Source organism: Litoribacter ruber (assembly GCF_018500185.1).
GTDB classification, from domain to species: domain Bacteria; phylum Bacteroidota; class Bacteroidia; order Cytophagales; family Cyclobacteriaceae; genus Litoribacter; species Litoribacter ruber.
The window spans coordinates 1-25918 of sequence record NZ_JAHBGI010000017.1; the positions used below are offsets into that span (position 1 = coordinate 1).

Genomic DNA, 25918 nt, shown 5'->3' on the forward strand with positions numbered 1-25918 from the left:
TCTGCTCAGCGCCATCCCCATTCAGCGAGTTGCAGGTGGCGTAGTGCCCAGTGCGCAGTGCCCAGTGCGCAGTGCGCAGCCTCATCAAAACTTAAACCTCAAATGCACAGACACATTTCTCCCCATCTGCGGAATGCCAAAAGGCCTATAAAGTGACATATGATCCAAATAGTGAAGGTTAAGAAGATTAGTACCATTCACGTAAAGATCGAAAGTCTGCCCAAACGCATTCACCTGGCTACCCAAGCTTAAGCCCAATAAATAATAGCCAGGTGTGCTTTGCTCCAAAGGGGCCTCCCTGTTTTGGTTCATCACCCAGTTTCCCCGAAGAGAGGCAAAAGGCCGGGAAAAATGGCCCGCAGATAAACTCGAATTATAAGTAAGCTCCTGCTGCCATCGGAAAGCAGGAATGTAAGGAAGGTATTCCCCGCTCGACCTTCTTTGCCCAATCACCATGCTGTAGTTATTTTGTATGCTGAGGCCTTTCAAGACAGTCGGATGATAGTCTAGATAAAACTCCCCTCCATAAAGGCGGGCGTTATCCTGCTCAAACTCCCAGACGGTGAGGTCTCCTTGGCGCCCATCCGTAGGGGTAAAAAAGATGAAGTTATCCACATGGTTGTAGAAAAACTCTGCCCCCATGCTCAGCTCCGATAATTTATATCTAATCCCCAAATCAGCCTGAACGTTCTGCTCCCGTTCAAAAGTGGAATTCCCCAATTCAAATCTGGATGTTCCCGGATGGGGACCATTGGAAAACAGTTCAGCCAGATCAGGGGCCCTAAACCCGCTTGCCAAATTTGCACGGAACCTCCAGCGCTCATCAGGCATAAAAGTAGCCCCTCCACTGGCAGTCATACCACCGAAATCGCGCTCAATTATCCTGTTATTTGGCGAACCCGGAAGCTCAAACCCGTAATCCAAAAATTTCTCGTCCCGGGCATCAGCCATCACTCTCCTATAGTCATATCGTGCCCCACCCTGCAGCACCCATTTTTCCCTGGCGTAATTCAAAAGCGCATATAAGGACCGGTCATCTTTGGTGGCATCAGGAATCAGGATCTCCTCGGCATGATCATAATTCTGATTTTGCAGGTAAAAGCCCTGTACCCCCACGATTAATTCCAAATCTTTACCAAGTCCCTTGAAGTATTTGGCATCATACATAAAGTTCTGCTGCCTCAGCCCAAGGTCCACCTCATCAAACCCATCTTCAATTTCCTCACGGAAATTCAAGTGATAGCCAAAGGTCAGCTTCAGCCGGTCTTGGCCTATATACAGGTTGGTCTCTGAACTCAAAAAATGGTCGGTCACATCCTGAAAAGGAAGCTGCATGGCCCGGTCATTTCGGAAAGTGACCAACTCCTCCCGCTCATCCTCTTCCAGAATGCCAAGATTCTGCTTAAGATAGGTATATCGCACACGCGTATCCCCCCATTTGCCACTCCACCCGACTCCGGCTTTCACATTCCGCGTATTGAACCTGGTGTTGCCAACGGTTTCCCCACTTCCGGCAAGATAATCCGCATGGTTTTCCTCCGCAGCCCGTAAGGACCAAACGAACCCGTTTTGGCTGGCCCCCCTTACACCTGCATCCAACCTGCCACCCAGAGAATTGCTGTAGCCACGAAGGTTTACATCTCCAGATACAGTGCCCCTCTCAGCATCTCTTTCCTCAATTAAGTTGACCACTCCGGCCATAGCCCCCGAACCGTAGATCAGGGATGCGGGGCCCTTCACCAACTCCACACTTTCAATACCTGTTTCCGATAGACCCAGTCCATGGTCGGCACCCCATTGTTGGTTTTCAAACCTCCCTCCTTGATACACGGTAAGCACCCTGCTAAAAGACATCCCCCTGATCACGGGCTTGCTGATCCCAGGCCCCATGCTCACTTCGCTCACCCCTGGTGTCCTAGCCAATGTAGACATCAAACTCGGGGATGGGTTCCTGAGGATCTCGGCCCGGTCAACCTTCGAAATAACTACCGGGGATTTCTCCCTACTTAATATATGTGCCCCCGACACCACCACCTCATCAATTGTAGTAGCCGATGGAACTAGTGAAAAGTCAAATGATTTGACCTCCTTGGTGTCAACCTTCAAAATCTTGGTTTCATAGCCCATAAAGGAAAGCTGCAGGGTCAAGGTTTTGGCAGGAATATCCTCAATCTCAAAATGCCCCTTGCCATCCGTCACCGTCCCCCGGTTTAACTCCGGCAAATAAACGGTCACCCCAGGCAAGGGAGAGGAAGTTTCCCCATCGATCACCCTTCCTGAAAGCCTCCCCAAATCCATGGCAAACCCATTGGCAAAAATCATCAAAAAGCTGACTGCAAACACAAAACGCTTCATATAGGTATATCGAATATTTTTTAACGGTATTACAAAAATAATTTATTTGGTATCCTTAAAAAAATATTAGATTACCCTAATTCAGTATTTATCCTAATATTGACTAATTTTGGGAATGATTGATTTTGAATATAGACCAGAAGCATACTTTGACGGAACAGGCCCATCGGCCCTATTGGCCAAATTGAGCTATCCCGAGAGTCAATGGGGAGAAGAGATCAGCATTTATGCGGCTCCTTTAGACGGGGAAATATTTTTTGAAGTAGTGGATTTTTACGGCAATGATTTTAAGGTTACCCCTAAAAAGTCGAGGCAGCCCCTAAATCTCCAGGAATTCATTTTTCTAATTGAGACAATGGAGAACACCACTGCTTCTCAGGAGGGAAACATCCAGCTCACCCTCTCCGGCATCCCCGAAGCCCAAAGCCTCATCTATCCACAGCTAGGCCAGTATTTCGAGGAAAAAAGGCGGACGTTTGGCATGATGTAGTCTACGCCCCCCCGTCATTGCGCCTGTCCCGAGAGCGGAGCGTATCGGGAGTTAAGCAGCTCTCATCTCCGCCCGTGACTGCAAATAGATAGAACCATGACTACAATGACAACCCAGGTCGGCGCAGCCGGCCGGGACAACAGCCCGAAGAGCGAAGTATACCTCCCGGGGGAGGGGATTTTGGCTGGACAACCACGTACCTACTAAAACTCGTTAAACGACTCCGCCGGACCTGGGGAGTAATGGTTAAACCAGTATTCATACGTTTCGAAAAGGATGCAATCAGGAAGTTCGATGCCTTGGAAAAATAACTTTTTGATGCTCCCGGCCGGCAGAAGCTTGCGGAGCTTGTCGGCCTGTTCAAGGGTCAACTGGGACAGCTGGATAAATTTCTCACCATCTATCCATATGGGAATCAATCTGTTCATCGTTAGCGGTTTGGCTACAAAGATCCCCTAAGCTATTCAAAAAATTCCTAAGAACAAATTAAGGGGATGTTAAATTATTGAAACGGAATACCGGAGACTGAAGAAGGAAAGATCCCGAGGAGCCCTCCCGATAGCCATCGGGACAATCGTGTGCGTATCGGGAATGTTAAAAAGAAGTCGCCCTAAGTAAGGGTCCGTAAATACTACTGAAAGTATAGCCCCCCTTTACAGTATGTCCCGAGAGCTGAGTTTACCTCCCGGGGGAGGCGAATCGGGAGGGACGGGGGGGGGCAGAACGAACCCTGGAAGGTTTTGTGCGGGCCAGATTGCTTCAGTCGTGCCTCCTTCGCAATGACGCACGCCCTAACCGCCCGGGTACTTGGTACCACGCACTAGGCACTAATCACTTGCGAATACATCTCCTTCAACTTCCCTACTGTATAATCAATCTCCTCCACGGTATTATACCTGCTAAACGAGAACCTAACCGAATCCCTGCCCGGAGTCGCATTCAACGCTCTAAGCACATGGGAACCTACTGTCGCACCGCTGCTACAGGCACTCCCGCCCGAAGCGGAGATGCCATTTAAATCAAGGTTGAAAAGCAACATGCCGCTGTTTTCCTCCGAAGGTGGCAAACTTACATTTAAAACAGTGTAAAGACTTTTGTCCATATTAGCCGACAGTCCATTGAACTCCACACCAGGAATCGCCTCTTTTAGCTGATCGATCATGCGGGATTTGAGGGTTTCGATGTGCTTTTGGTGGCCCGACATATCTTCATAGGCCAACTCCAAAGCCTTGGCGATACCTACAATGCCGCACACATTTTCCGTACCCCCACGCATGTTTCTTTCCTGTCCACCGCCATAGATGAAAGGGGAAATCTTCTTGTCTTTTCTCACAAAGGCAAACCCTGAGCCCTTAGGTCCATGGAATTTGTGGGCCGAACCCACCAAAGAATCGATATCCATCTTTTTGACATCATGGATATAGTGCCCCATGGTCTGCACCGTGTCAGAGTGGAAAAATGCCCCGTACTCCTTGGCCAAGGCGCCTATTCTTTCAATATCATTAAGATTGCCAATCTCGTTGTTGGCATGCATGATGGAAACGAGGGAATTGGGCTGCTTTTCGAGAAGCTCCTTTAGCTGATCCAGGTCAAGCTCACCTTTCCCGCTCACGTTCAAAAGACTCAACTCGGCCAGGTTCTTTTTGGCGCAGTTCTGCAAAGTGGCCAATACAGCGTGATGCTCGACTGGGGAGGTGATGGCGTGCTTGATGCCATGCGTTTGCAGGGCACACACCAAAGCGGTATTATCCGCCTCCGTTCCACCGGAGGTGAAAAAAATCTCTGCAGGAGTAGCATTCAACAATTCGGCGACCTTCTTTCTGGATCTTTCAATGGCCGTTCTCACCTCTCTCCCGTGCGAATGCACCGAAGAAGGATTGCCATAATGCTCCCTCATAAAAGGCAGCATAGCCTCAATTACTCTCTCATCCATCGCGGTAGTCGCCGCATTGTCTAAATATACTCGCATCTTATAAATTTTGAATTAAAAAAATTATGAATTGAGAATTAAGAATGATATTTCCATCCCAATTATTAATTCCCCATTCATAATTTCTAAATTATTTAGAAGTTATCACCTCCTTAATATCATACATAATCTTATGGGCCAGGTGCTCAGCGGTAGACTGGGTTTCAGACTCGGCGTAGATCCTGATGATCGGCTCGGTGTTTGATTTTCTCAAGTGAACCCACTCCTTTTCAAACTCCACCTTCACCCCATCAATGGTGTTGATCGGCTGCTTTTGGTATTTGGTCTTGATCTCCTCCAACACCTCATCCACATTGATTTCATTGGTTAATTCGATCTTGTTTTTGGAAATGTGGTAATTGGGATAGCTGGCTCTCAAGCGGGTCATGGGCTTGCCAAACTTGGCCAGATGTGTCAGGAACAAACCGATTCCAACCAAAGCATCACGGCCATAGTGGGATTCTGGATAGATCACGCCACCGTTACCCTCACCGCCAATCACGGCATTGGTTTCCTTCATCTTGTTCACCACATTTACCTCACCTACGGCCGCAGCATGGTATTCTCCATTGTGCTTTTCAGTTACATCACGAAGGGCGCGGGTAGAACTCAGATTGGAAACGGTATTGCCAGGAGTGTTGGATAGCACGTAGTCAGCCACGGCAACCAAAGTATACTCTTCACCAAATGGAACCCCATCCTCGCTTAGGAAAGCAAGTCGGTCCACATCCGGATCCACCACGATACCCAAGTCAAACTGCCCGTTTTTCAATTTATTGGAAATATCCCTCAAGTGCTCAGGAAGCGGTTCAGGGTTGTGCGGGAAATCACCGTTAGGCTCACAGTACAGCTCCTCGATCACCTCCACGCCCAGCGCTCTTAGCAATTTGGGAAGGGCAAGTCCACCTGTGGAGTTTACACAGTCGATCACCACCTTGAAGTTTTTGGCGGCAATGGCCTCGCGGTCTACTAATTTAAGGTCAAGCACATGCTGCACATGCCTGTCCAGGTAATCTTCTATATAAGTATAGTCGCCTAGTTTTCTCACCTCAGCGAAGGTAAAGTCATCATTTTCGGCTTTTTCCAAAACGGTCTTGCCTTCCTCGTCATTGATAAACTCACCCTTGTCATTCAAAAGCTTGAGCGCATTCCACTGTACCGGATTATGGCTGGCCGTAAGGATGATCCCCCCGCCGGCTTTTTCCAAAGGTACAGCCAACTCCACAGTTGGGGTGGTGCTCAGACCAAGGTCTATCACATCGATGCCCAATCCCTGCAAGGTGGCCGTAACCAGTTTGCTGACCATTTCGCCGGAAATCCTGGCGTCCCTGCCGATGACAATGGTGGGATTATTGGTTTTTTCCAGCACCCAGGCCCCATAGGCCGCGGTAAATTTCACTACATCCACCGGAGTCAGGCCTTCGCCCACTTTGCCCCCGATCGTCCCTCTTATACCGGAAATCGATTTTATTAATGCCACTTAGAAATAGTTTATATGTGTAAGATCAAAAAAAGTCCCTGGACTTTGGAGCCACCAGGGATTGGCAATCTTATTTGAATTTGGCCAAGACCTTGTCCACCTCGTTGTCGGGGTTGCCGCAGTTTTCTCCCTCCTCCATTTTCTTGCCACACAAACCGCACGCTTCGCCGGTTTTGTTCAAGTAAGGATTTTGGGATGCACAGGTCCCCTTAAACTGCCCGTTTTTCAGGAAAATCAGCCTTACGGACATCATCAGGAAAAACAATGCCAAGAAACCTAAAGTCAAATACAGAGTTGCCATATCAAATTAATTTGCACAAATTTACGGAATACTTTCAAAACGTCCACACGATCCTAATAGTTTCCCCCCATTATGTCACAACTATCCAACCGAAAAGCACAACTCGAAGCCTTTGATAAACTCCTGACCATCATGGAGGAGCTCAGGGAGCAGTGCCCTTGGGACCGGAAACAGACCTTGGAGAGCCTCAGGCACCTTACTATAGAGGAAACTTTTGAGCTCAGCGACGCCATCCTGGACAACGACCTCCAGGAGATCAAAAAGGAACTCGGGGACATCCTGCTGCACATTGTATTTTATGCCAAAATAGGCGCCGAAAAGGAGTCCTTCGACATTGGCAACGTGATCACCTCCCTCAACGAGAAGCTGATCCGCCGCCACCCCCACATCTACGGCGACACCGAAGCCAAGGATGAGGATGCCGTGAAGGCCAACTGGGAGAAAATCAAGCTCAAGGAAAAAGGAAACAAAAGCGTACTGGGCGGCGTACCGAGGAGTTTGCCTGCCCTGATCAAAGCCATGCGCATCCAGGAAAAAGCCCGCGGCGTGGGTTTTGACTGGGAAGAAAAAGAGCAGGTCTGGGAAAAGGTGGAAGAGGAAATGCAGGAATTCAAAACCGAATTCAACGCCGCCTCCACCGAGGAGATCAACAAGGAAAAAGCCACCGCAGAATTCGGCGACCTGCTTTTCTCCCTGATCAACTACGCCCGCTTCATCGACATCAACCCCGAAGAAGCCTTAGAGCGCACCAATCTGAAGTTCATCAAGCGTTTCCAATACCTCGAGCAAGCCGCCAAACAAGACGGCAAATCCATCACCGACATGACCCTCGCAGAGATGGATGTGTACTGGAACAAAGCAAAGGAGGGGGAGTAAATCTCGGTTTTTCCCCCTCCGCCCTCCCGAACCGCTCCGCTAATCGGGACTCACGAAGTCAATTCCCCCTTTGAAGGGGGCAGGGGGATGTGGCAACGTTGTAAGTACGAAATTAGAAGTACGAAATGAACGAAGGCAAAAACCTTCCAGGTCTCGTGACATTGATCAGACCTGGAAGGTTGACTAACGTATTTAGCAACGTGGTTGTCATTGTTGTCCGCCCCGTGGGTCGCCTCCGGCTCTCCGGGACTGTTGTCATAGTTGTCATGGTTCTACATATTTACAGCCACGGGCGGGATGAAAGTCACGTAACGACAACAGTTGCGGTTGGAACAACGGGTAGGTTTACGGCCATCGTCTCTCGGCTCCGCCTCGGGACGGACCTACGTAAGCTACTTTAGTTAGACACGAAGGTTCTTTTCAAGGCTTCGCCTTGAAAAGATTCACGTATATGTTCCCGTTAAGCGGCTTACAACTGGCCTCGGCCACCGAGATCGAGGTAGCAGTAAGGAAAGGCCCTCGGCTCCGCTCGGTCCTTTTCAATTAAGCAATTGATGCTGGGGCTTTCGGCTACCTTTCAAAGGCAAAGCCTTTGAAAGGACCCTCGGTAAAAAAGCACGGAGACAATCTCCTGCTGGGCGCGAGAATAGAACAATGACAACCCCCGACAACCTAGGTCGGCGCAGCCGGCCGGGACAACAGCCCATACAGCGCAGCGCATTCGGGCGGTCAACCACGTACACAAAACACGTAAGTAGCATCCTGCTGGGCGCGAAAACAAAAACGAAAACAAAACTTAGTACCTAGTACATAGTACCTAGTACAACAAAACCATGCTAAACCAATTCCTCATCTGGAGGCTCAAAAACCTCAGCACCAAAAACTTTGTCCTCATCCTCAGTGGGATCATTGGGGTGTTGGCGGGATTGGCGGCGGTGATCCTCAAGACACTGGTGCATACTATACAGGACTTCCTCACACAAGGCTTCGATGTGCAGGACGCAAACTTCTATTACATCCTCTACCCCGTCATCGGTATTACCCTGACCTTCCTGGTAGCCAAATACCTGCTCAAGGACCACGGCGGACACGGGATTCCCGATCTGCTGTATGCCATTTCCAAAAACAACAGCATTATCCCCCGCATCAAAACCTTCAGCCGGGTCATCTCCTCGGCCATCACGGTAGGTTTCGGGGGCTCGGTCGGACTGGAAGCACCCATCGTAGTGACGGGATCGGCTATCGGTTCCAATGCCGGCCAGTGGATGCACCTCACGGCCAAAAAACGTACTCTGCTAATCGGCTGCGGTGCCGCGGGGGCCATTTCGGCCATCTTCGGCGCACCCATTGGCGGGGTGATCTTTGCCATCGAGGTTATCCTGGTCGAAATCAGCGTGGGAAGTTTCATCCCCCTGCTGATCGCCTCCGTCACGGGTTCACTCACCTCCATGGTGCTCCTGGGGGAAGACGCCCTCTTCTCCTTTAACATTACGGAGAAATTTGCCGCAGGCCACACCCCCTATTACCTGATCCTGGGCATACTCACCGGGGTGGTATCCCTGTATTTCAGCCGCTCGGTGCTGAAAGTGGAAAACCTCATCGGCAAATTCGAGGATCCCTGGATGAAAGTCCTTTACGGGGGAGCGCTCTTGGGCTTCATCATCTTCTTCTTCCCGCCCATTTACGGGGAAGGCTACGGGGTGCTCAACACCCTTATCGAAGGCGATCCCCAGCAGCTCCTCAACAGCAGCCCCTTCTTCTCCGAGATCAACAACCCCTATTTCATCCTGGCCTTTTTGGTGATGATTATAGTACTCAAACCCGTTGCCGCCGCCCTCACCATCAGCAGCGGGGGCAGCGGGGGAATCTTCGCCCCTTCCCTATTTGTGGGTGGCATCACCGGATTTCTTTTTGCCTACAGCAACAACCTATTGGGACACATTCCCCTTCCCGTGGCCCATTTCACTTTGGTTGCCATGTGCGGGGTGATGAGTGGGGTACAACACGCGCCGCTTTCGGCCATATTCCTCATTGCGGAAATTACGGGGGGCTACGAACTGTTTGTTCCCCTGATGCTGGTTTCCGCGATATCCTTCCTGACCACCACCTATTTTGACAAATATTCCATCTACATCAAGCAGTTGCATGATCAAGGCAGGCATTTGCCGGAGACTAAGGATGAGGAAGTGTTGGGTTTGATAGACATCAGGAGGATAATGGAGAGGGATCTTTTGCCTATTCATCCGGACTCTACCTTGGCAGACCTTTGTAATCTGGTCAAGCTTTCAAAAAGGAACATCTTTCCCGTTGTGGATGAGGATGGAAATTTGAGTGGGATTGTCACTTTGGATGACATTCGGGAGATCATGTTTGATAGTGAAAAACAGGACCTGGCAATCCGCCAACTCATGCACAGCCCGCCCGACCATATCGGTCCAAATGAAAGCATGCAGGAGGCAATGAACCGTTTTGAGAGGACTGGTGCTTGGAACCTGCCAGTGGTAGATAATGGAAGGTATCTGGGTTTTATCTCCAAGTCCCGTATCTTCAATGCCTACAGGAAAAGATTAATTAGACAAAACCAAGATTAAGCCCATAAAATTTTATTCTGATTGCCCACTTATCCACCTTCCTTTTGCACAGCCAATACATCTCATATCCCTCAGGCTTCAGTTTATCCACAAAATCTCATTTGAAGGAAACACCCTTAAACCATTGATTCACATTAATTTACACATCACTAAAGAGGGTGTGTGGATAAGTGTTGATAAATGTGGAAAAATAATGCTTGCAAAATTCAGGAACGCGTAAGCTGTTGATTTAAACGTTTTTTGTATAATTCCCAGTGCCTCCAAGCAGGTGAAAACCACTTGCCCAAAACCCCCATTTTCCCTAGTTTTAAAAATAAAATTTGGTCATTTTTTACCAGTCCCGCCCCCGTTGCATTTTTTATTGGAATTATGATATAACACCCATTAATGGGAGTAAATTTATTATGGGTTAAGTGATATTATAGCAACTCCCCCTTAGAAGCGACAGCCCCGAGCAGTCCCGATAACTATCGTGGACGAATTGGGCAGGGGGACGTACTCAACTCCCCCTTTGAAAGCCTGTCCCGATAAGCGGAGCGGTTCGGGAGGGGCAGGGGGGATGTCGTAACGTAATCAAAGATCCGTAACTAGCGACGTGGTTGTCATTGTTGTCCGCCCCGTGGGTCGCCTTCGGCTCCCCGGGGCTGTTGTCCCGCCATTGGTCGGCTCCGCCTCCCTGGCTAAGTTGTCATTGTTCTACATAATTACAGCCACGGGCGGGATGAGAGCCGCTTAACGACAACAGTTGCGTTGCGGCAGGGACTTTGGGTAGATTTACGGTCATCGTCTCTCGGCTTCGCCTCTGGACGGACCTACGTAAGCAACTTTCATCCCCTGCCAAAGATCCTTTTCAAGGCTACGCCTTGAAAAGACTCACGTGCATGTTCCCGTTAAAGGAACACTCATTAAGTAAACGTGACTGACCAAATGTAGAACAATGACAACCATGACAACTGATTCCGCAAAGCGGAAGAGACAACCAGTCCCGATCGGTGAAGTTTACCTCCCGCGGGAGGTAAACTTCACCGATCGGGACGGACAACCCTGCCGAACGTAGGCAGGCGGGCACGTCACTACTTACGAACGTAACCTCCTGCTGGGCGCGGACTCTACATCCGACATCGGACATCCGACATCCGACATCCTGACATCCCACACCTACCTCCTCCTCTCAAACTCCTCCTTCGCCTCGTCCAAAAACTGCACAAACCTCGCTACATTGCTGTCATACCCCTTCGGCGTAATGAGAAGCTCCTCCTCATGGTCGAGAATCACGTAATACGGCTGCGCATTGTTGTTGAATCGGGTGATCTGGAAATCGGCATTTTGCTTGCCTATGGTTTTCTTTACCTTGCCGTCATACTCAGACGTGTACCAGTCCGACTCCGGCAGCTCATAGCGCTCATCAATATAAAGCGCCACCACCACAAAATCCTCTTTCAGCCTCTTGAGCACTGGCGACTCCACCCACACCTTGGCCTCCATCTCACGACAGTTTACACAGCCATGGCCCGTGAAATCGATAAACAGGGGTTTATCAGCCCTTTTGGCGGCAGCCAGCGCCTGCTCGTAATCGAAATAGCCCTCAATGCCATGCGGCAAATGCAGGAACTCGGAAAACTTCGGCGTATCGTCCAAAGTAGACATCCTACCCGATCCCCCACCGTCTTCACGGATCACCTTGATCAGGTTGAAATCATGCGTGGACATAGGAGGCAGGTAACCGCTGAGCGTTTTCAACGGCGCTCCCCACAGTCCGGGGATCATATACACCACAAAGATGAAGGTCACCATGGCCAAAAGCAGCCTGGGAACGCTGATCACCTCAACCGGGGAATCGTGCGGCAACCGGATTTTGCCAAGCAAATACATCCCCAACAGAAAGAAAATCACGATCCAGATGCCAATGTAAACGTCCCTGTCCAAAAGCCCCCAATGGTAAACCTGGTCGGCGATGCTGAGGAACTTAAATGCCAGGGCAAGCTCAAGGAAACCCAATACCACCTTCACCGAATTCAGCCAGCCACCCGACTTAGGCAAAGTATTCAACCATTCGGGGAAGATCGCAAATAGGGTAAAAGGTATCGCAAAGGCCAGCGAGAAGGCAAACATGCCCAGAATCGGCTTGGCCAACTGTCCCCCGGCCGACTCGATCAGGATGGAACCCACAATCGGACCCGTACAGGAAAAGGAAACCAACACCAAGGTGAAGGCCATGAAAAACAAGCCCGTCAAGCCGCCCTTATCAGCCTTGGAATCCACGGCATTGACAAGTCCGCTGGGCAGGGTGAGTTCGAACATGCCCAAGAAGGCCAGTCCGAAGAAGATGAATACCAAAAAGAAAAACACATTGGGAACCCAATGCGTGGAAAGCCAGTTGGCGAACTCGGGACCCTGAATGGCCGCCACCAGGGTACCGGCAATGGTATAAATGGCAATGATGGAAAACCCGTAGATAAAAGCATTCCGAATTCCCTGTGATCTGTTTTTGGACCTGCCGGTAAAAAAGGTCACCGTCATGGGGATCATCGGAAACACACAGGGCGTCAGCAAAGCGGCCAAACCGGCCAAAAAGGCCACCACCATAAAGGTGATCAGGCTACCCTTTCCCTCCCCTGTTTCCACATGGGAAGGCCGCGCCTTAGAAGGAAGATCCTCCGCCTCTTTGGTATCCACGGCGTCTCCTGCACTTTCAGCAACCACAGCAACACCTTCACCCAGGTTTATCTCAAACTCCTCATCAAACAATATACACTGCCCCGTAACCTCTGAACACATCTGATATTCCAGCAGTCCTTTGATGGAAGCATTTTCGTCCGTAATCCTGATGGCCTGGCGGAATTCACCCTTACCATCAAAATAATTCACTTCCCCTTCCCAAACATCATCATACTTGGTTTTGGGGTCTACGGCCTTCAGTTCGCCGATGCGCTCGATCCCGCTGGAACCCTCCAGGCCCAACTCGATCTGTATGGGCCCAAAGTCCTCAAATTCGTTGGAATAGATGTACCAGTTTTCGGGGATGTCAGCCTTGAAGATAATCCTGGTCTCCTCCCCTGCGGTCGGGTTGGCCTGCTCCAGTTCCACCGACCACGTGGGCGGACTGATCATCTGGGCTACGGAATGGAAGGAAACGCACAGTAATAGGGATAAACTTAGAAAAAGCCTATAGTAATTCAACATTATTTTGGGGGATGTTAGCTAAACTCAATATTGAAGGGCAAATAACGCAAATTAGTTCCACTTTCGAAAACATCCGTCATTGCGAAGGAAGAACGACTGAAGCAATCTGGACTTAGCTCTTATTACAAGTATAGATTGCTTCTCCCGATCTGATCCCTGGAAGTACCGTTGTGATCGGGCTCGCAATGACGTGAACCGTTGTGCGAATGTCTCCGACTTCGCACTGCCACAGGTAATTGCCGTAAGTTACCTCCTGCTGGGCGCGGACCCTACATCCGACATCCGACATCCGACATCCGACACCCGACATCCGACACCCGACATCCGACATCCGACATCCGACATCGGTCATCCGACACCCGACATCCCCGTAAGTACAACGTGGTTGTCATAGTTCCGAGTCAGGCCAGCCACGTTACCTACCGAAAGCCGCTTAACGACAACATGTTCGGCAGTAACTTACGACCTACGTAAGCAACCTTCAACCCCTGCCGAAGATCCTTTTCAAGGCGCAGCATTGAAAAGACTCACCTACATGTTCCCGTTAAAGAAACTCTCATTAAGTAAACGTGACTGACATTAAGTAGAACAAGGACAACCATGACAACTGATTCCGCGAAGCGGAAGGGACAACCAGCCCCGGTGAGTAGAGTTTACCTCCCGGGGGAGGCGAACACGAAGTCAATTCCCCCTTAGAAGCGTCAGTCCCGAGAGCAGAGTTTACCTCCCGGGGGAGGCGAATCGGGAGGGGGCAGGGGGGATGTCGTAACGTACCTACGCAAGTACCGTTGTGCGAATGTCTCCGACTTCGCACTGCCACAGGTAATTGCCGTAAGTTACTTCCTGCTGGGCGCGGACTCCACATCCGACATCCGACATCGGTCATCCGACATCCGACATCGGACAACCATGACAACCCACAAACAGCAAAAGCCCGCATCAGCGGGCTCCTACCTATATAAATCTACCAGGTACTTTGTACCTGGTACTTGGTACCAAAAAACCTTCCTACTTCAACGAATACCACTTCTTCTTCTCCTCCTCCTCATGGTAGCCATAGGATTTGCTGCCGTAGCCGTAACCGTAGCCATAGGTCCCGGAACTGCCCTCCACGGCGTTGAAGATGGCGTAGAGATTCTTGACGTCGCCCTTGGCCTTGAGTTCGTTCACAAACTGGATCGCGTCCTGGTGGGAGTAGTTCTGGCGGAAGACGAACAGGTTGATGTCGGCATACTTGAACAGGTCCTTGGTCTCAGACACCAGACCAACCGGCGGACAGTCCATGATGATCACGTCATACTCCTCCTTCACCTCTTCCATCATCCTGGCAAACTTCTCCGTCATCAGCAACTCGGCCGGGTTTGGAGGGGTGGGACCCGCAAGCAACACGTCGCAGTCTGGGAAACCCGAACTTACCACCGCTTCTCTCCAGTCCATATTGCTGCTCAATACATTGCTGATTCCCTTACTGTAATTAATATCAAAATCTTCTGCAATCCTCGGCTTCCTAAGGTCAAGACCCATGATGAGGGTTTTCTTGCCGATTAAGGAGTAAACCGCCGCCGTATTATAGGCTACAAAGGTCTTCCCTTCCCCAGATATCGTAGAGGTAAACGATAAGGTCAAGGTATCCTGGTCATGGGGCACCAGGTAAGCCATATCCGCACGCAGGTTACGGAAGGACTCGGTCACCATGGATCTTGGCTTGGAAAACACCACCCGCTTATCAGCAGCTTTGGATTTCCCAATCTGGCTAAGCAAGGGCACCTTAAGGTCATGCTGCAACTGATCCGCATCTTCGATCTTGGTCTTCAGGAAATCACGCACCGTGATCACGCCAATTGGCAACATCAATCCCAAAATCAATCCTATTAATAAATTTAAAGATTTTTTAGGCGCTACTGCGGCTGTTCCCGCCCGGGCAAAATCCAGAATGCTGTTGTTTGGCATATTGGAGGCCTTGGTGATCTCCGATTCAGCACGCTTCTGAAGCAGGTACACGTAGATGTTTTCATTGATGGAAAACTGGCGTTGTATGCCCAGGAGGTTTCGCTCCGTCTCCGGCAAAGCATTGATGTCCCGCTCCACCATCTTCACCTTTTGGTTAAGTTCTGCCAAAAGGTTCTCGGTATTGTTCAGGGCACTGCGCACGTTTTCCAGCAAAGTATTTCGGGTGTTCTGAATCTTGCTCTTGATCTCCACCACTGCAGGGGTCTGATCGGAGAAGTTGGCGCTCAACCTTACACGCTCCGACTGCAACTCAGCCAAATTGATAACCAAGGCATTCAGTAAAGGATCCTGTATCCCGATCACGGAAGGGGCTACCAACTCGTCCAATTGCTCATTGCCCAAGTATTCCCTTAAAGTCGTGTAATATTTGGTTCTAAGCTCAGCTTCGCTTTTCTCCTTTTCCAGATTTTCCAATCGCTCAAACACAATGGAACCTTCCTGGCTCAGGTTAAATATCTTGTTATCACTTCTATATTGCTGCAACCTGTCCTCAAAAAACGTCAAAGAGTCGGTGATCCCGCTCAGCTGTCGGTCTATAAAACGTACCGTATTCTCACTGGCCTGGTTCTTAATCTTTAACTCACGGTCCAGATAGGCCTCCATCAGGTGGTTGAGGTAGTCCTCACCCAATCTCCTTACCGGAGTTTCCAGGGTGATGTTCAATAGGGAGGCTTGCTTATTGGTGGGAGCCACCTGCACTTTTTCCCTATACCCCTGGGCCAAAGTAGGCGTATCCATAAACTTCACAAACAGCACCTCTTCCGCCAAAGCCGAAGTGTTCTCCAAGGAAAACTTAAAATGATCCCCTTCTATGGTCTCCCCAAACTTATACCGACCTTCCTGAACCTGTACATTTTCAAGTTTGGTCTTGTAGAAAGGATCTGCAGGATTGAAAACAGAGAAATTATCCTCCTCAATACTCAATTCATACTCTTCCGTGTTCAGCACCTTGATCTTCCAAAGTCCCCCGGTAATCTGCGGATGCTTCCAGTCCAGCTGGGCATGAATGGGCACATTGCCATAAAGCTGTGGTTTGGAGAAGATCCCGTCTTTGAAGTAGGAAACATTGAGGTTCATCTTCCTCACCGCTTCCTCGGCAAGGGTGTAGGATTTGAGGATCCCGACTTCGTTTTCGATGTTGTTCTTTCCGCCAAACATCCCCCCAGCCCCGTCAAACAGATCAGCGCCCAGCGAAGGGCTGCCATCTTGAATGAGCACGGTTCCTTCCACCTTATAGATAGGGGTGGCGATCCGGGTGAAGAACACCGCCAGGATCACCCCCAGCCCCGCCGAGGCCACGATCCACGGCCAAAACCTCAAATACTTGAAGAGCAATTTCTTCACATCGATCGTATCCTCCTCTTCCATCACCTGATACGGTGGATTGGGGTAATTACCTTGTTGCATATACTAGTAAGATTTCTCGCCACGACCGCAGCGAAGATCGCAACGAACGCAACGTATTATTTTTTTTTTGTATGTTGGTTGTACTAAGAGTAGAGCACTGTGCTCACCGCTCAGTGCCCAGCGCCCCGTGCTCAGCGCTCAGCGCTCACCGCCCAGCGCTCACCGCCCAGCGCTCACCGCCCCGCTCAAATCTTCCACTTATCCGAATATTTCTGCATATTCACCAGCATACCAATAATATGCTCATATTCATTCATAAGCTCTTCATATACCTCATCCGATATATAACCGCACCTAAAAGCGAAATCTAGCCAATTCTGAGTTTCGGAGGCTTCCCCTTCCGAAATGCTTATGCAGTTGCAGAAAGACTGAATATACTTTCTCCTTCTAAAGCCCTCAGCAACATTGGCACACACTGACCTGGAGGATCTTCTTATCTGATCTGTTAAAGAGTAGGTCTCCTCCTTTGGAAAAAACTTACTTAGCTCAAAAATCCGCATCGCAGCCTCAAAGGCCTTTTGATAAACGTTTAAATCTTTATAACTCTTGAACTTCTCCATGTTTATTTAGTGGGAGTACTGGTGAAGCACTGAGCTCTGGGCCCTGTGCACTGTGCGAGATGAAGCGCCCCGTGCTCCGCGCCCCGTGCTCAGCGCCCCGTGCTCAGCGCTCCGTGCTCCGTGCTCAGCGCTCCGCACCCAGTGCTCAATTCGTAATCAAATTCAACACTAACGCTACCGCCGTCAGCGACGTAATAAATATCGACAACGACTGCGCCGCGTTCTCCCCAGTTCCAAACTCCCTCACCTTCATCGGCTCCACATAGATCTGGTCATTCGGCTGTATGAAATAAAACGGCGAGCGGATCAGGTTCCTGTCATTAAGGTTAAGCCTATGCACGCGGGTGCCATCCGGATACTGCCTGATAAGTACCACCTCATCCCGCTGGGCCACCGTGGTCAGGTCACCTGCATTGGCGATCGCCTCCAGGATGGTCATCCTGTCCTGCAGGACCACAAACTTCCCCGGTCTCCTAAACTCTCCCAAAGCAGAATATCGTATCCCACCCAACTTCACCTTCACAAATACATCGTTCTTGGCATAACTTTTCAGTTCTTCCTCAACCAACAGCCTCACTTCCTCTAAAGTCTTATCCTGCACATTTATAGAACCCAGGATAGGCAAACGTATTTCACCTGCTTTATTAACTGAGTAACCAGTCATATAGTATATATCTCCCCCACCTTGAGCTAATTGGCCCGCCATCATCGGATTGGAAGCCTGAGTAGTTCCTGCAAACTCCTTATTCACCTGCTCATCCCTGGTCTGCACCTTCACATCAATGATGTCGTTGTATTGCAGCCTATAATCCGGCATCTCATAGCTGATCAATGCCCCATCCGCCAATTCCGGATCCTGGTCAAAATTCTGAAGATAAATGAGTTTTTTGTTCTGCACACACGCCGCCGCCGCGGCCATCAGGATAACTAAAAGGATATTCTTTAATAATTTCATTGTAAAATTCTATAAATCAGCCCCAGGGGATGCCTTAGCGGGGCAAACTTAGTTATTTATTTTCGTTTTTTCTATGTTATTCGATGGATACAGGGGGAGCGCTGAGCACTGTGCGCTGTGCACTGAGCGGTATTGGCGTTAAGGTCAATTGCTGGGGTCTTAACGTCATCCTCCTATCGTCCCAGCAGAGTACCTCAATCGGTAATTCGGTTAGTTTCTAGCGAAGCACTGAGGTCTAAACGCTGAACACTGAGAGGTTCGGTGGAAGATGCCAAGCGGTGAATCCATATAAACAACCCTCGCTCAGTGCTCAGTGCTCCGTGCTCAGCACTCACCGCCCAGTGCTCCGTGCGCCGTGCTCAGTGCTCCGCGCCCAGTGCTCAGCGCTCACCGCCCCATCCAACGCCTCAAACTCCGAGTTTTTACTCTTAAATTCCGGGACCAAGTTTTTCAATAACCTAACAAGCTCCATGTTTCCTATTCCATTCAATACACCATCAATCAACTGATCGGTTTTGTATTTGACTTCACGGAACGAAACAGGCTCGTCCTTGGCAATCATGATCTTCTCATTGTGGGTTGGAAGAGTGGTGCTGCTGTTGTTAAGCAACTCTTCATAGAGTTTTTCACCTGGACGCAAGCCCACAAACTCAATATCAATATCGTCGTACGGCCTCAAACCGGAAAGCTTGATCATCCTTTTGGCAAGGTCCAGGATCTTCACCGGTTCTCCCATGTCAAAGACAAATATTTCACCGCCATTGCCCATAGTACCTGCTTGTAATACCAGTTGGCAGGCTTCCGGGATGGTCATAAAGTATCGGATGATATCAGGGTGGGTCACGGACACGGGACCTCCCTGGGCTATCTGTTTTCTGAAGTGGGGTATCACCGACCCGTTTGAGCCTAGCACATTCCCAAAGCGAGTAGTGATAAACTGGGTTTCATTGCTGCCTACCTGTTGAAGTGATTGCACATACATCTCGGCAGCACGTTTGGACGCACCCATCACGTTGGTTGGATTTACTGCTTTATCAGTGGACACCATCACAAACTTCTTGACCCCAAAAATACTGGAAAGCTGGGCCAAATTAATCGTTCCACGCACATTCACAGCCACAGCCTCTCTAGGATTCTTTTCTATCATAGGCACATGCTTATAGGCTGCCGCATGATAAACAACTGCAAAACCATATTCATTAAATAAGGCCTCCATCCTGCTATGGCTGCTGATACTGGTCAGTACACTTTTGAAGTTTAGCTCAGGAAATGATTTATTCAGTTCAACCTCCAACTCATGAAGTGGAGACTCTGCCTGATCTACCAATACCAATAGACTAGGATTATATCCAGCAATCTGACGGACAAGTTCGCTACCTATGGAACCCGCCGCTCCCGTGACTAATACCTTTTTTCCATACAGGTCTTTACTTATATCATCATTATCCAGATGAATAGGTTCCCTCTCCAAAAGATCCTCGATTTCTACGGCTTTGATGTGTTGCACCACTTCCTTATCAGGTCTCCATTCTTCTACCAGCGGAGCATTATAAACCTGTACTTTAGCCTTTAGGCATTCATTTACGATTTCATTTTTAGCAGCCACGCTAAGTTCCTGCCCCGTTATCAAAAGCCCATCAACCATTAGCCCCGATAAAGTTGATGATAAAGATCCTTGTATAGTATAGGTTGGCTTACCCTCCAATTCAATATGAGTATTCGATTTTTTATCAGATAGAAATCCTTCCAAATGAAATGGTATGCTGCTTTGTGAGGTAATGGCTCTAGCTAAGGATATGGCCTGCTCATCGACACCCCAGATCACCACCCGCTTTTTGTTTTTCCCCTGGTTCTGTTTATAACTGGCATAAAACTGCTTAACCGCAACTCTGAAAATAAGGAGAAAAGTAAAGGATAGGCCGGTATAAAGAACTATTGCCGGCATTAAAAGCAGTTTCCTGCCGGTAAACTGGAAATAAATAAAATGGAGGATTGCCAGACAGATGATCGTACCTGTGGAGGAAAATCCTAGCTTAATAATATCTTTAAAGGAGGAGTGTCTGATTACCCCCGTGTAAGTCTTAAACACCAGAAAAAACCATAAATTGACAGTCAACACTATCCCCACATAATAAAACCGTTTTACCTCCGGGAACAGGTCAATGCCTATTGAATCTAGGGTTAGACTGGTGACAAACATAGCCGTCAGCAAAAGAAACCCATCCAACAATACCACAATCCACCTAGGCAGATATCCCACCCGGGCAAACTGAAACTTAATACTGCACTTCTGCACAAAATCAAAAAGATTCGATTTAATAAGGGAAAATTTCATAAATAAGAATTTAGGAAAGAAGAAAAAAAAGAGGGAGCGGATTTGTTTCACGCAAAGAGCGCTAAGGTTTCGCAAAGACCACAGAGATTTTTTTCTTCGCGTCCTCTGCGGTCCTTATATTGCTTTGCGTGAAATCCTTTTGTTTCACGCAAAGGCCGCTAAGGTTTCGCAAAGAGCGCAGAGTTTTTTTGCTGCCGCGCAGAGGTCTTAGCGTCCTTCGCGGTTCTTATATTGCTTTGCGTGAAACTTTGCTTTGCGTGAAACTTTTGTTTTGCCTGAACTTTTATCGTATTTTAGGTATGATTTTTTCACACCTTTTAATAATATTTTTTATGACAGAAAATGATCTATCCTACAAAATCATAGGCCTAGCTGTGGATATTCATCGGAATGTCGGACCAGGATTACTGGAATCTGCCTATGAAAATGCATTGGCTTATGAGTTAATAAAAGCAGGTTATGAAGTGAGACAACAAGTACCCATGCCCTTCATTTACAAGGAAATAAAGCTCGAGTGTGGGTATAGAATGGACTTATTGGTTGAAAATAAAATAATTATAGAAGTAAAGTCCATTGAGAATTTAGCTCCCGTACATTATGCCCAGTTGCTTACATATCTCCGGCTATCTCAAATAAAATTGGGGCTCTTAATGAACTTCAATACGAAGTTGATGAAAGAGGGGATCCATAGAGTGGTTAATCAGCTATAAGTGAGGTTTCACGCAAAGGACGCTAAGGTTGCGCAAAGAGCGCAAAGTGATTTTTTTTCTTTGCGTACTCTGCGATCCTTATATTGCTTTGCGTGAAAGACTTGGAGATTTCACGCAAAGACCGCAAAGGTTGCGCAAAGTCCGCAGAAAAAAATTTTTCTTTGCGTCCTCTGCGGTCCTCATATTGCTTTGCGTGAAAAACCGTGCAGATTTCACGTAAGTGGCGCTGAGGTTTTATTCTACCGCGAAGGAGCCTTTGCGTTCTCTGCGATTCTTATATTGCTTTGCGTGAAACCTTTTAGCTTGAAACCTTTACGCATAAACCTTTTTTTCCTTCTTCATCAGCTTCGGTTTCAACCCCACATATACCACTACCAACGGTAGCGTACTCAACCCTACCAAAGGAACAATTCCCATCTCCACAGAAATCAAAAACCAATTAATCCCCAACTGCAATCCCCCATAAATAGAAGCCACTACCAAATGATTTACCTTCTTATCATTTGCAAGAATCTGATAAAAGTGAAGCCTGTGTGCTTCAAAGATATTTTGCTTGAGCAATAACCTATGCCCCACCGTCAATGCAGTATCAACACCATAGACAGACAAGAAAAGTATATACTTAATAGAACCCGTTTCGATAATGGCCATCAGGATCAATGCTATCATCCAAAACCCCATACTCACACTTCCCACATCACCTGCAAAACATTTAGCCTTCTTCCTAAAGTTAAAAAAGAGAAAAACCATACTTGCCAAGATAGGGCAGATGATAAAGGCATTGTCAGTAAAAGGTTCTATATAAACATTTACAAATAACAAAGAACAAAGCCCTATCAGACTATATAACCCCGTCATCCCATTTATCCCATCCATGAAATTATAGCCATTGATGGTTCCGATGATGAAAAAATAGCCGATTGGGATCAACCAAACAGGCCAAATATGAAATGCTTCAAATGCATAGAGCAACATAGTAACCGAAAGCAAATGAACCAACAACCTCACCCTGTTTGGAAGGTTCTGTACATCATCCCAAAAACTGATCATCCCAATCAATAATAAAGCCCCTACAAGAAAATATGAGGAGGGACTGAAAATGACAGCATAACACAACATAGCCAGCGGAAACAAGATCCCTCCACCCCGAAGGGTTACGGTTTTATGGGAGCTTCTTTCATTGGGTTTGTCAATTATATTTAAACGTTCCGCAAGATTTAAGTAAAAGTATGAGAACAAGAAAAATAAAATGATAAGAAAAAGATAAATCATAATACAGTAGGTAACTTATCCAAGACACGAGAAGGCCTCCAGTTTAATTCTGTAAAAGCTTTAGAATCATCGAAAGTTAAAGTTGCAAGCATTTTATCAAGCTTAGAGGTATTAACTGGGGCTCTATTTCCCAAATAATCGCCTATTTTTGCAATAGTTTTTGCAATGGGTAATGGTAGGTTTTTGGGTGATTTTTTCATCAATGCTTCTGCTATAACCTCCTGTAATTCATAGAAGCTAGGATGGTAATTGTCAGTAAGGTTATAAACCCCACCAATGTCTGAAAGCTTAGGAATTATATCAGCGACATCTGCCGCCCATACAACGCTTTTCCTCGCCGAAGAATCACCTATTCCGAAATACCTCCCCTTTTGAATGCCATTTATCATGGCACCCAAATTTCCAGGGGCAGAAGGACCTGCTATTAATGGCATTCTAAGGATACCCAAAGTAACATTATTCTTTTTTGCCCAATCTTTTAACCATTCCTCAGCCAAAATTTTTGATACAGCATAAGGGTTATCTCCATTTAGCGGATGAGACTCTGGAATCAACTCCCCATCAGTTACACCGTAAACCGCTACAGTACTGATGAAAACCATTGATTTGGGTAACTCAGATAAACTTTCAAGAGAGTTACAGAGATTCTGGGTTCCCATTAAATTTATATCCAAAAATTCTTTAACCTCCTTCGGAGTTTTTGGTACTACGTGGGCTTTTCCTGCTGCATGAATGAGTATGTCTACTTGCGTAGTGGTTGGGAAAGTAAAGGGTTTTGCCAAGTCCGCCTTTACCCCTAAAGTTTCAGTTCTACTTAGACCTGTAATATTATAAGAGTTTTGTACTTCAAGAGAATTAGAAATAATTTTTCCAAAAAACCCGTTCGCACCTGTAATCAAGCAATTATCCTTTTTCATGGACTGGTTTAAAATTTTAAGCATTTTCTGAGACAAATAATTTTTTCGGAGCTATCTAGGAAGTACTTCCCATTTCTTTTATAGAATGGATCTAGTTGAAGTGTTTTACCTTTAGTCATTTCATGGGCTATAGATTTACCTAAAAACTTCATTGCACATGATAAACAACTCACATGCGGCTAAAAGAGCTTAAGTACACTTTCTTTACTGTAATTCGATTCTGCAGCACATTTGGAATTAGAGCCTTTTTCCATAATTTCAGGTAAAAGTTGGGAAGAAGCATTCTTTAAAAAAGTTAGAATTTCAGCTTCATTTACCCAAGAAAATGACCATCCGCAGTTATATTTTTTCACATAAACATCAATTTCAGAATTATAATCACCAATATAAAAAAGAGGTTTACCCGCAGCCATTAGATTGTAGGATTTTGAAGGAACACCTAATCCTTTCATGCCATTTATTAAAGTTATTAACCCAATGTGGCATGCATTTAAAAACAAATTCTGCTCACTTCTGGATCTTGAACCCAAATAGTAAATATTTTGAATATTTTCATTTTTAATTTTTTTCTCGATATCCGGCCTTAAAGCCCCATCACCAATGATAATCAATACAATTTCTTGGTTCTGAGATTGATTAAATAATTCAATAAACTCTAAAACACCTTGGACACGACCTAAATTTCCAGCAAAGCCAAATACAATTTTATCCTTTACATCAATACCTAAATAATCCGAGATATTAAAATCATCTAGAGGATATATTTCCTTATCGGCCCAATTTGGTATAATATCTATTTGAACATTTTTGGGGGATATCTTCTTTATCATTAGCTTCTTCATATCCTCCCCTAAAACTATTAACCGATCTGCATTTTGATAAGAATAATTATATATTTTACTAAAAGCATTATACTTAAAACTATTTTGTTTAATCAATCCAGCAGGTACTAAATTTTCAGGAAAGACATCATGAACCAAAATTTCTAAATTAAATTTTCTGATTCTTTTTAGCAAAGAAATCGTAATAATCAGGAAGGTAGGATTTGTAGTAATAAAAACATTTTCACCCTTCTTTACCTTGAAGCAGATTGCCCAACTCATTTTAAGAGTCAAAAGCATTAGTCTAAGAATTCTTTGAAAAATTTTATTTTTGTTCAGATTCGGCATTCCAATCCGATAAATGCATAACCTGCTGTCTAAGGATTTATTTTGGTGGTAATATGATTTTTCATATCCTGAAGGCCCACATATAATACTCACCTGATTATCAACAACTTTTTTTAAAGCTATATCAGTCAAGATTTGAGCTGTAGATACTTCATCCGGATAAAACAATTCCGTAACGATCCAATTCAAAGTATAAAGAATTTAAAATTTACTCCAAACAACCCTATTGATATAATCAGTATAACTCAAAATAATCCTCACAACCTTATCACTAACATTTGGCATTGAATAATCTGCCACCTGGCGCAAAGTTCTATCTTCATATCTATTCTGGGTATTTAATATTTCCAAAGCCTGCATAATACGTTCAGGATTCAATCCTACCATCATGACGGATGCCTCTTCCATTGCTTCCGGACGCTCATGTGCTTCCCGAATATTTAAGGCCGGAAAATTCATAATGGAGGATTCTTCTGAAATGGTACCACTATCAGACAAAACTGCTTTTGCATTCTTTTGTAAATGGTTGTAATCATGAAACCCCATTGGCTTCATTATTTGAATGAGTTTATTGAACGTCACCCCAGTTTGATCAATTTTATTCCTTGTTCGGGGATGGGTTGAGACAATGATTGGCAGTCCGTAAGTTTCTGCAATAGCGTTCAGACTTTCAACCAATTTTAAAAAGTTATCAGAATTGATATTTTCTTCCCGATGTGCTGAGACCACAAAATACCTTTCCTTTTGCAATTTTAAATTTGATAAAACATCAGAAGAATCTATCTGTATTCTATTTGCATTCACCACCTCATAAATAGGAGAACCTGTTTTTATAACTCTGTCAGCTGGCAGCCCTTCCCGCAACAAATATTCCCTTGCGATATCACTATAGGTGAGGTTTATATCACTTATATGATCCACAATTTTCCTATTGGTTTCTTCTGGAACACGTTGATCAAAACAACGGTTTCCGGCTTCCATATGAAAAATTGGAATCTTCCTTTTCTTAGCAGCAATAGCACATAGACAAGAATTGGTATCGCCTAAAACCAAAAAAGCATCAGGATTAACAGATTCCAAAATAGGATCTATATTTATTAATATTTGTCCTGCAGTTGTTGTAGCATTTCCTCCGGCAGCATTCAAAAAATAATCAGGCTTTCTTAGTCCCAGATCCTCGAAAAAGACTTCATTTAACTCGTAATCGTAATTTTGCCCAGTATGCACAAGAATGTGTTCAATACTTTCAGTTGCATCTAGTTTTAATATAACTCTAGAAAGCCTGATGATTTCCGGCCGGGTTCCGACTACGGTCAATACTTTTAATTTTTTCATTAT

Annotated in this window: 18 protein-coding genes; 4 read left to right on the forward strand and 14 right to left on the reverse strand. The window is 46.6% G+C overall.

All coding sequences use genetic code 11. The features are described 5' to 3' along the window. Positions 1-84: 84 nt before the first annotated feature. The gene (locus KIH41_RS16550) at positions 85-2355 is read right to left on the reverse strand and encodes a TonB-dependent receptor (protein ID WP_246539199.1); all 2271 of its coding nucleotides are present in this window, start codon (positions 2353-2355) and stop codon (positions 85-87) included. A 115-nt stretch (positions 2356-2470) separates the two neighbouring features. Here KIH41_RS16550 and KIH41_RS16555 point away from each other — a divergent pair, with 115 nt between their 5' ends. Then, positions 2471-2845, forward strand: coding sequence for a UDP-glucuronosyltransferase (locus KIH41_RS16555; protein ID WP_213946365.1), 375 nt, complete (start codon positions 2471-2473; stop codon positions 2843-2845). 203 nt (positions 2846-3048) lie between these two features. On the opposite strand, the gene KIH41_RS16560 is transcribed toward KIH41_RS16555, so the two are convergent. From KIH41_RS16560 to KIH41_RS16575, 4 genes are all read right to left on the reverse strand, one after another. After that, positions 3049-3273 carry a hypothetical protein gene (locus KIH41_RS16560; protein ID WP_214163109.1) on the reverse strand — a complete coding sequence of 75 codons (225 nt, stop codon included), beginning with the start codon at positions 3271-3273 and terminating at the stop codon, positions 3049-3051. A gap of 392 nt (positions 3274-3665) precedes the next feature. Further along, on the reverse strand, positions 3666-4814 hold the full coding sequence (locus KIH41_RS16565; protein WP_214163110.1) for a cysteine desulfurase family protein: 1149 nt from the start codon (positions 4812-4814) through the stop codon (positions 3666-3668). Positions 4815-4905: 91 nt separating this feature from the next. Then, entirely contained in the window at positions 4906-6294 is a 1389-nt protein-coding gene (gene glmM, locus KIH41_RS16570) for a phosphoglucosamine mutase (RefSeq protein ID WP_213946368.1), read from the reverse strand. Positions 6295-6364: 70 nt separating this feature from the next. Continuing rightward, the gene (locus KIH41_RS16575) at positions 6365-6595 is read right to left on the reverse strand and encodes a hypothetical protein (protein ID WP_213946369.1); all 231 of its coding nucleotides are present in this window, start codon (positions 6593-6595) and stop codon (positions 6365-6367) included. Positions 6596-6667: 72 nt separating this feature from the next. Between KIH41_RS16575 and mazG the strand changes: the two genes are divergently transcribed. Then, positions 6668-7471, forward strand: a complete 804-nt coding sequence (gene mazG / locus KIH41_RS16580; RefSeq protein ID WP_214163111.1) for a nucleoside triphosphate pyrophosphohydrolase — start codon at positions 6668-6670, stop codon at positions 7469-7471. Positions 7472-8304: 833 nt separating this feature from the next. Next, positions 8305-10062 (forward strand): chloride channel protein, encoded by a 1758-nt coding sequence (locus tag KIH41_RS16585; protein WP_214163112.1) that lies wholly within the window; start codon positions 8305-8307, stop codon positions 10060-10062. 1158 nt (positions 10063-11220) lie between these two features. On the opposite strand, the gene KIH41_RS16590 is transcribed toward KIH41_RS16585, so the two are convergent. From KIH41_RS16590 to KIH41_RS16610, 5 genes are all read right to left on the reverse strand, one after another. After that, positions 11221-13245: a protein-disulfide reductase DsbD family protein gene (locus tag KIH41_RS16590; RefSeq protein ID WP_214163113.1), complete on the reverse strand. Its 2025-nt coding sequence runs from the start codon at positions 13243-13245 to the stop codon at positions 11221-11223. 1008 nt (positions 13246-14253) lie between these two features. Continuing rightward, a complete protein-coding gene (locus tag KIH41_RS16595; protein ID WP_214163114.1) occupies positions 14254-16662 on the reverse strand; it encodes a GumC family protein in 2409 nt (802 codons plus the stop codon). Positions 16663-16847: 185 nt separating this feature from the next. Beyond that, positions 16848-17222: a four helix bundle protein gene (locus KIH41_RS16600; RefSeq protein ID WP_214163115.1), complete on the reverse strand. Its 375-nt coding sequence runs from the start codon at positions 17220-17222 to the stop codon at positions 16848-16850. A gap of 145 nt (positions 17223-17367) precedes the next feature. Then, positions 17368-18177, reverse strand: a complete 810-nt coding sequence (locus KIH41_RS16605) for a polysaccharide biosynthesis/export family protein (protein ID WP_214163116.1) — start codon at positions 18175-18177, stop codon at positions 17368-17370. A gap of 331 nt (positions 18178-18508) precedes the next feature. Next, positions 18509-20512 (reverse strand): polysaccharide biosynthesis protein, encoded by a 2004-nt coding sequence (locus tag KIH41_RS16610; protein WP_214163117.1) that lies wholly within the window; start codon positions 20510-20512, stop codon positions 18509-18511. A 332-nt stretch (positions 20513-20844) separates the two neighbouring features. Between KIH41_RS16610 and KIH41_RS16615 the strand changes: the two genes are divergently transcribed. Further along, a complete protein-coding gene (locus KIH41_RS16615) occupies positions 20845-21222 on the forward strand; it encodes a GxxExxY protein (protein WP_214163118.1) in 378 nt (125 codons plus the stop codon). Between the two features lie 312 nt (positions 21223-21534). Here the strand turns inward: KIH41_RS16615 and KIH41_RS16620 are convergent, their stop codons facing one another. The 4 genes from KIH41_RS16620 to wecB all read right to left on the reverse strand — a co-directional run bounded on the left by KIH41_RS16620 (position 21535) and on the right by wecB (position 25915). Beyond that, positions 21535-22494, reverse strand: coding sequence for an MraY family glycosyltransferase (locus tag KIH41_RS16620; protein WP_317194968.1), 960 nt, complete (start codon positions 22492-22494; stop codon positions 21535-21537). Further along, positions 22491-23411 (reverse strand): NAD-dependent epimerase/dehydratase family protein, encoded by a 921-nt coding sequence (locus KIH41_RS16625; protein ID WP_214163120.1) that lies wholly within the window; start codon positions 23409-23411, stop codon positions 22491-22493. Before KIH41_RS16625 ends, KIH41_RS16620 begins: the two co-directional genes overlap by 4 nt. A gap of 179 nt (positions 23412-23590) precedes the next feature. After that, complete coding sequence (locus KIH41_RS16630) at positions 23591-24769, reverse strand: glycosyltransferase family 4 protein (RefSeq protein WP_214163121.1); 1179 nt, start codon at positions 24767-24769, stop codon at positions 23591-23593. A gap of 12 nt (positions 24770-24781) precedes the next feature. Continuing rightward, complete coding sequence (wecB, locus tag KIH41_RS16635; RefSeq protein ID WP_214163122.1) at positions 24782-25915, reverse strand: non-hydrolyzing UDP-N-acetylglucosamine 2-epimerase; 1134 nt, start codon at positions 25913-25915, stop codon at positions 24782-24784. Positions 25916-25918 lie beyond the last annotated feature (3 nt).

Excerpts from the sequence above, each read along its gene's own strand:
- KIH41_RS16560 (WP_214163109.1), bottom strand. The coding sequence starts at position 3,273 with ATGAACAGATTGATTCCCATATGGATAGATGGTGAGAAATTTATCCAG.
- KIH41_RS16590 (WP_214163113.1), bottom strand. The coding sequence starts at position 13,245 with ATGTTGAATTACTATAGGCTTTTTCTAAGTTTATCCCTATTACTGTGC.
- KIH41_RS16575 (WP_213946369.1), bottom strand. The coding sequence starts at position 6,595 with ATGGCAACTCTGTATTTGACTTTAGGTTTCTTGGCATTGTTTTTCCTG.
- KIH41_RS16625 (WP_214163120.1), bottom strand. The coding sequence starts at position 23,411 with ATGAAAAAGGATAATTGCTTGATTACAGGTGCGAACGGGTTTTTTGGA.
- KIH41_RS16595 (WP_214163114.1), bottom strand. The coding sequence starts at position 16,662 with ATGCAACAAGGTAATTACCCCAATCCACCGTATCAGGTGATGGAAGAG.
- wecB (WP_214163122.1), bottom strand. The coding sequence starts at position 25,915 with ATGAAAAAATTAAAAGTATTGACCGTAGTCGGAACCCGGCCGGAAATC.
- KIH41_RS16550 (WP_246539199.1), bottom strand. The coding sequence starts at position 2,355 with ATGAAGCGTTTTGTGTTTGCAGTCAGCTTTTTGATGATTTTTGCCAAT.
- KIH41_RS16620 (WP_317194968.1), bottom strand. The coding sequence starts at position 22,494 with ATGATTTATCTTTTTCTTATCATTTTATTTTTCTTGTTCTCATACTTT.
- KIH41_RS16610 (WP_214163117.1), bottom strand. The coding sequence starts at position 20,512 with ATGAAATTTTCCCTTATTAAATCGAATCTTTTTGATTTTGTGCAGAAG.
- KIH41_RS16585 (WP_214163112.1), top strand. The coding sequence starts at position 8,305 with ATGCTAAACCAATTCCTCATCTGGAGGCTCAAAAACCTCAGCACCAAA.
- KIH41_RS16615 (WP_214163118.1), top strand. The coding sequence starts at position 20,845 with ATGACAGAAAATGATCTATCCTACAAAATCATAGGCCTAGCTGTGGAT.
- KIH41_RS16600 (WP_214163115.1), bottom strand. The coding sequence starts at position 17,222 with ATGGAGAAGTTCAAGAGTTATAAAGATTTAAACGTTTATCAAAAGGCC.
- KIH41_RS16565 (WP_214163110.1), bottom strand. The coding sequence starts at position 4,814 with ATGCGAGTATATTTAGACAATGCGGCGACTACCGCGATGGATGAGAGA.
- KIH41_RS16555 (WP_213946365.1), top strand. The coding sequence starts at position 2,471 with ATGATTGATTTTGAATATAGACCAGAAGCATACTTTGACGGAACAGGC.
- mazG (WP_214163111.1), top strand. The coding sequence starts at position 6,668 with ATGTCACAACTATCCAACCGAAAAGCACAACTCGAAGCCTTTGATAAA.
- KIH41_RS16605 (WP_214163116.1), bottom strand. The coding sequence starts at position 18,177 with ATGAAATTATTAAAGAATATCCTTTTAGTTATCCTGATGGCCGCGGCG.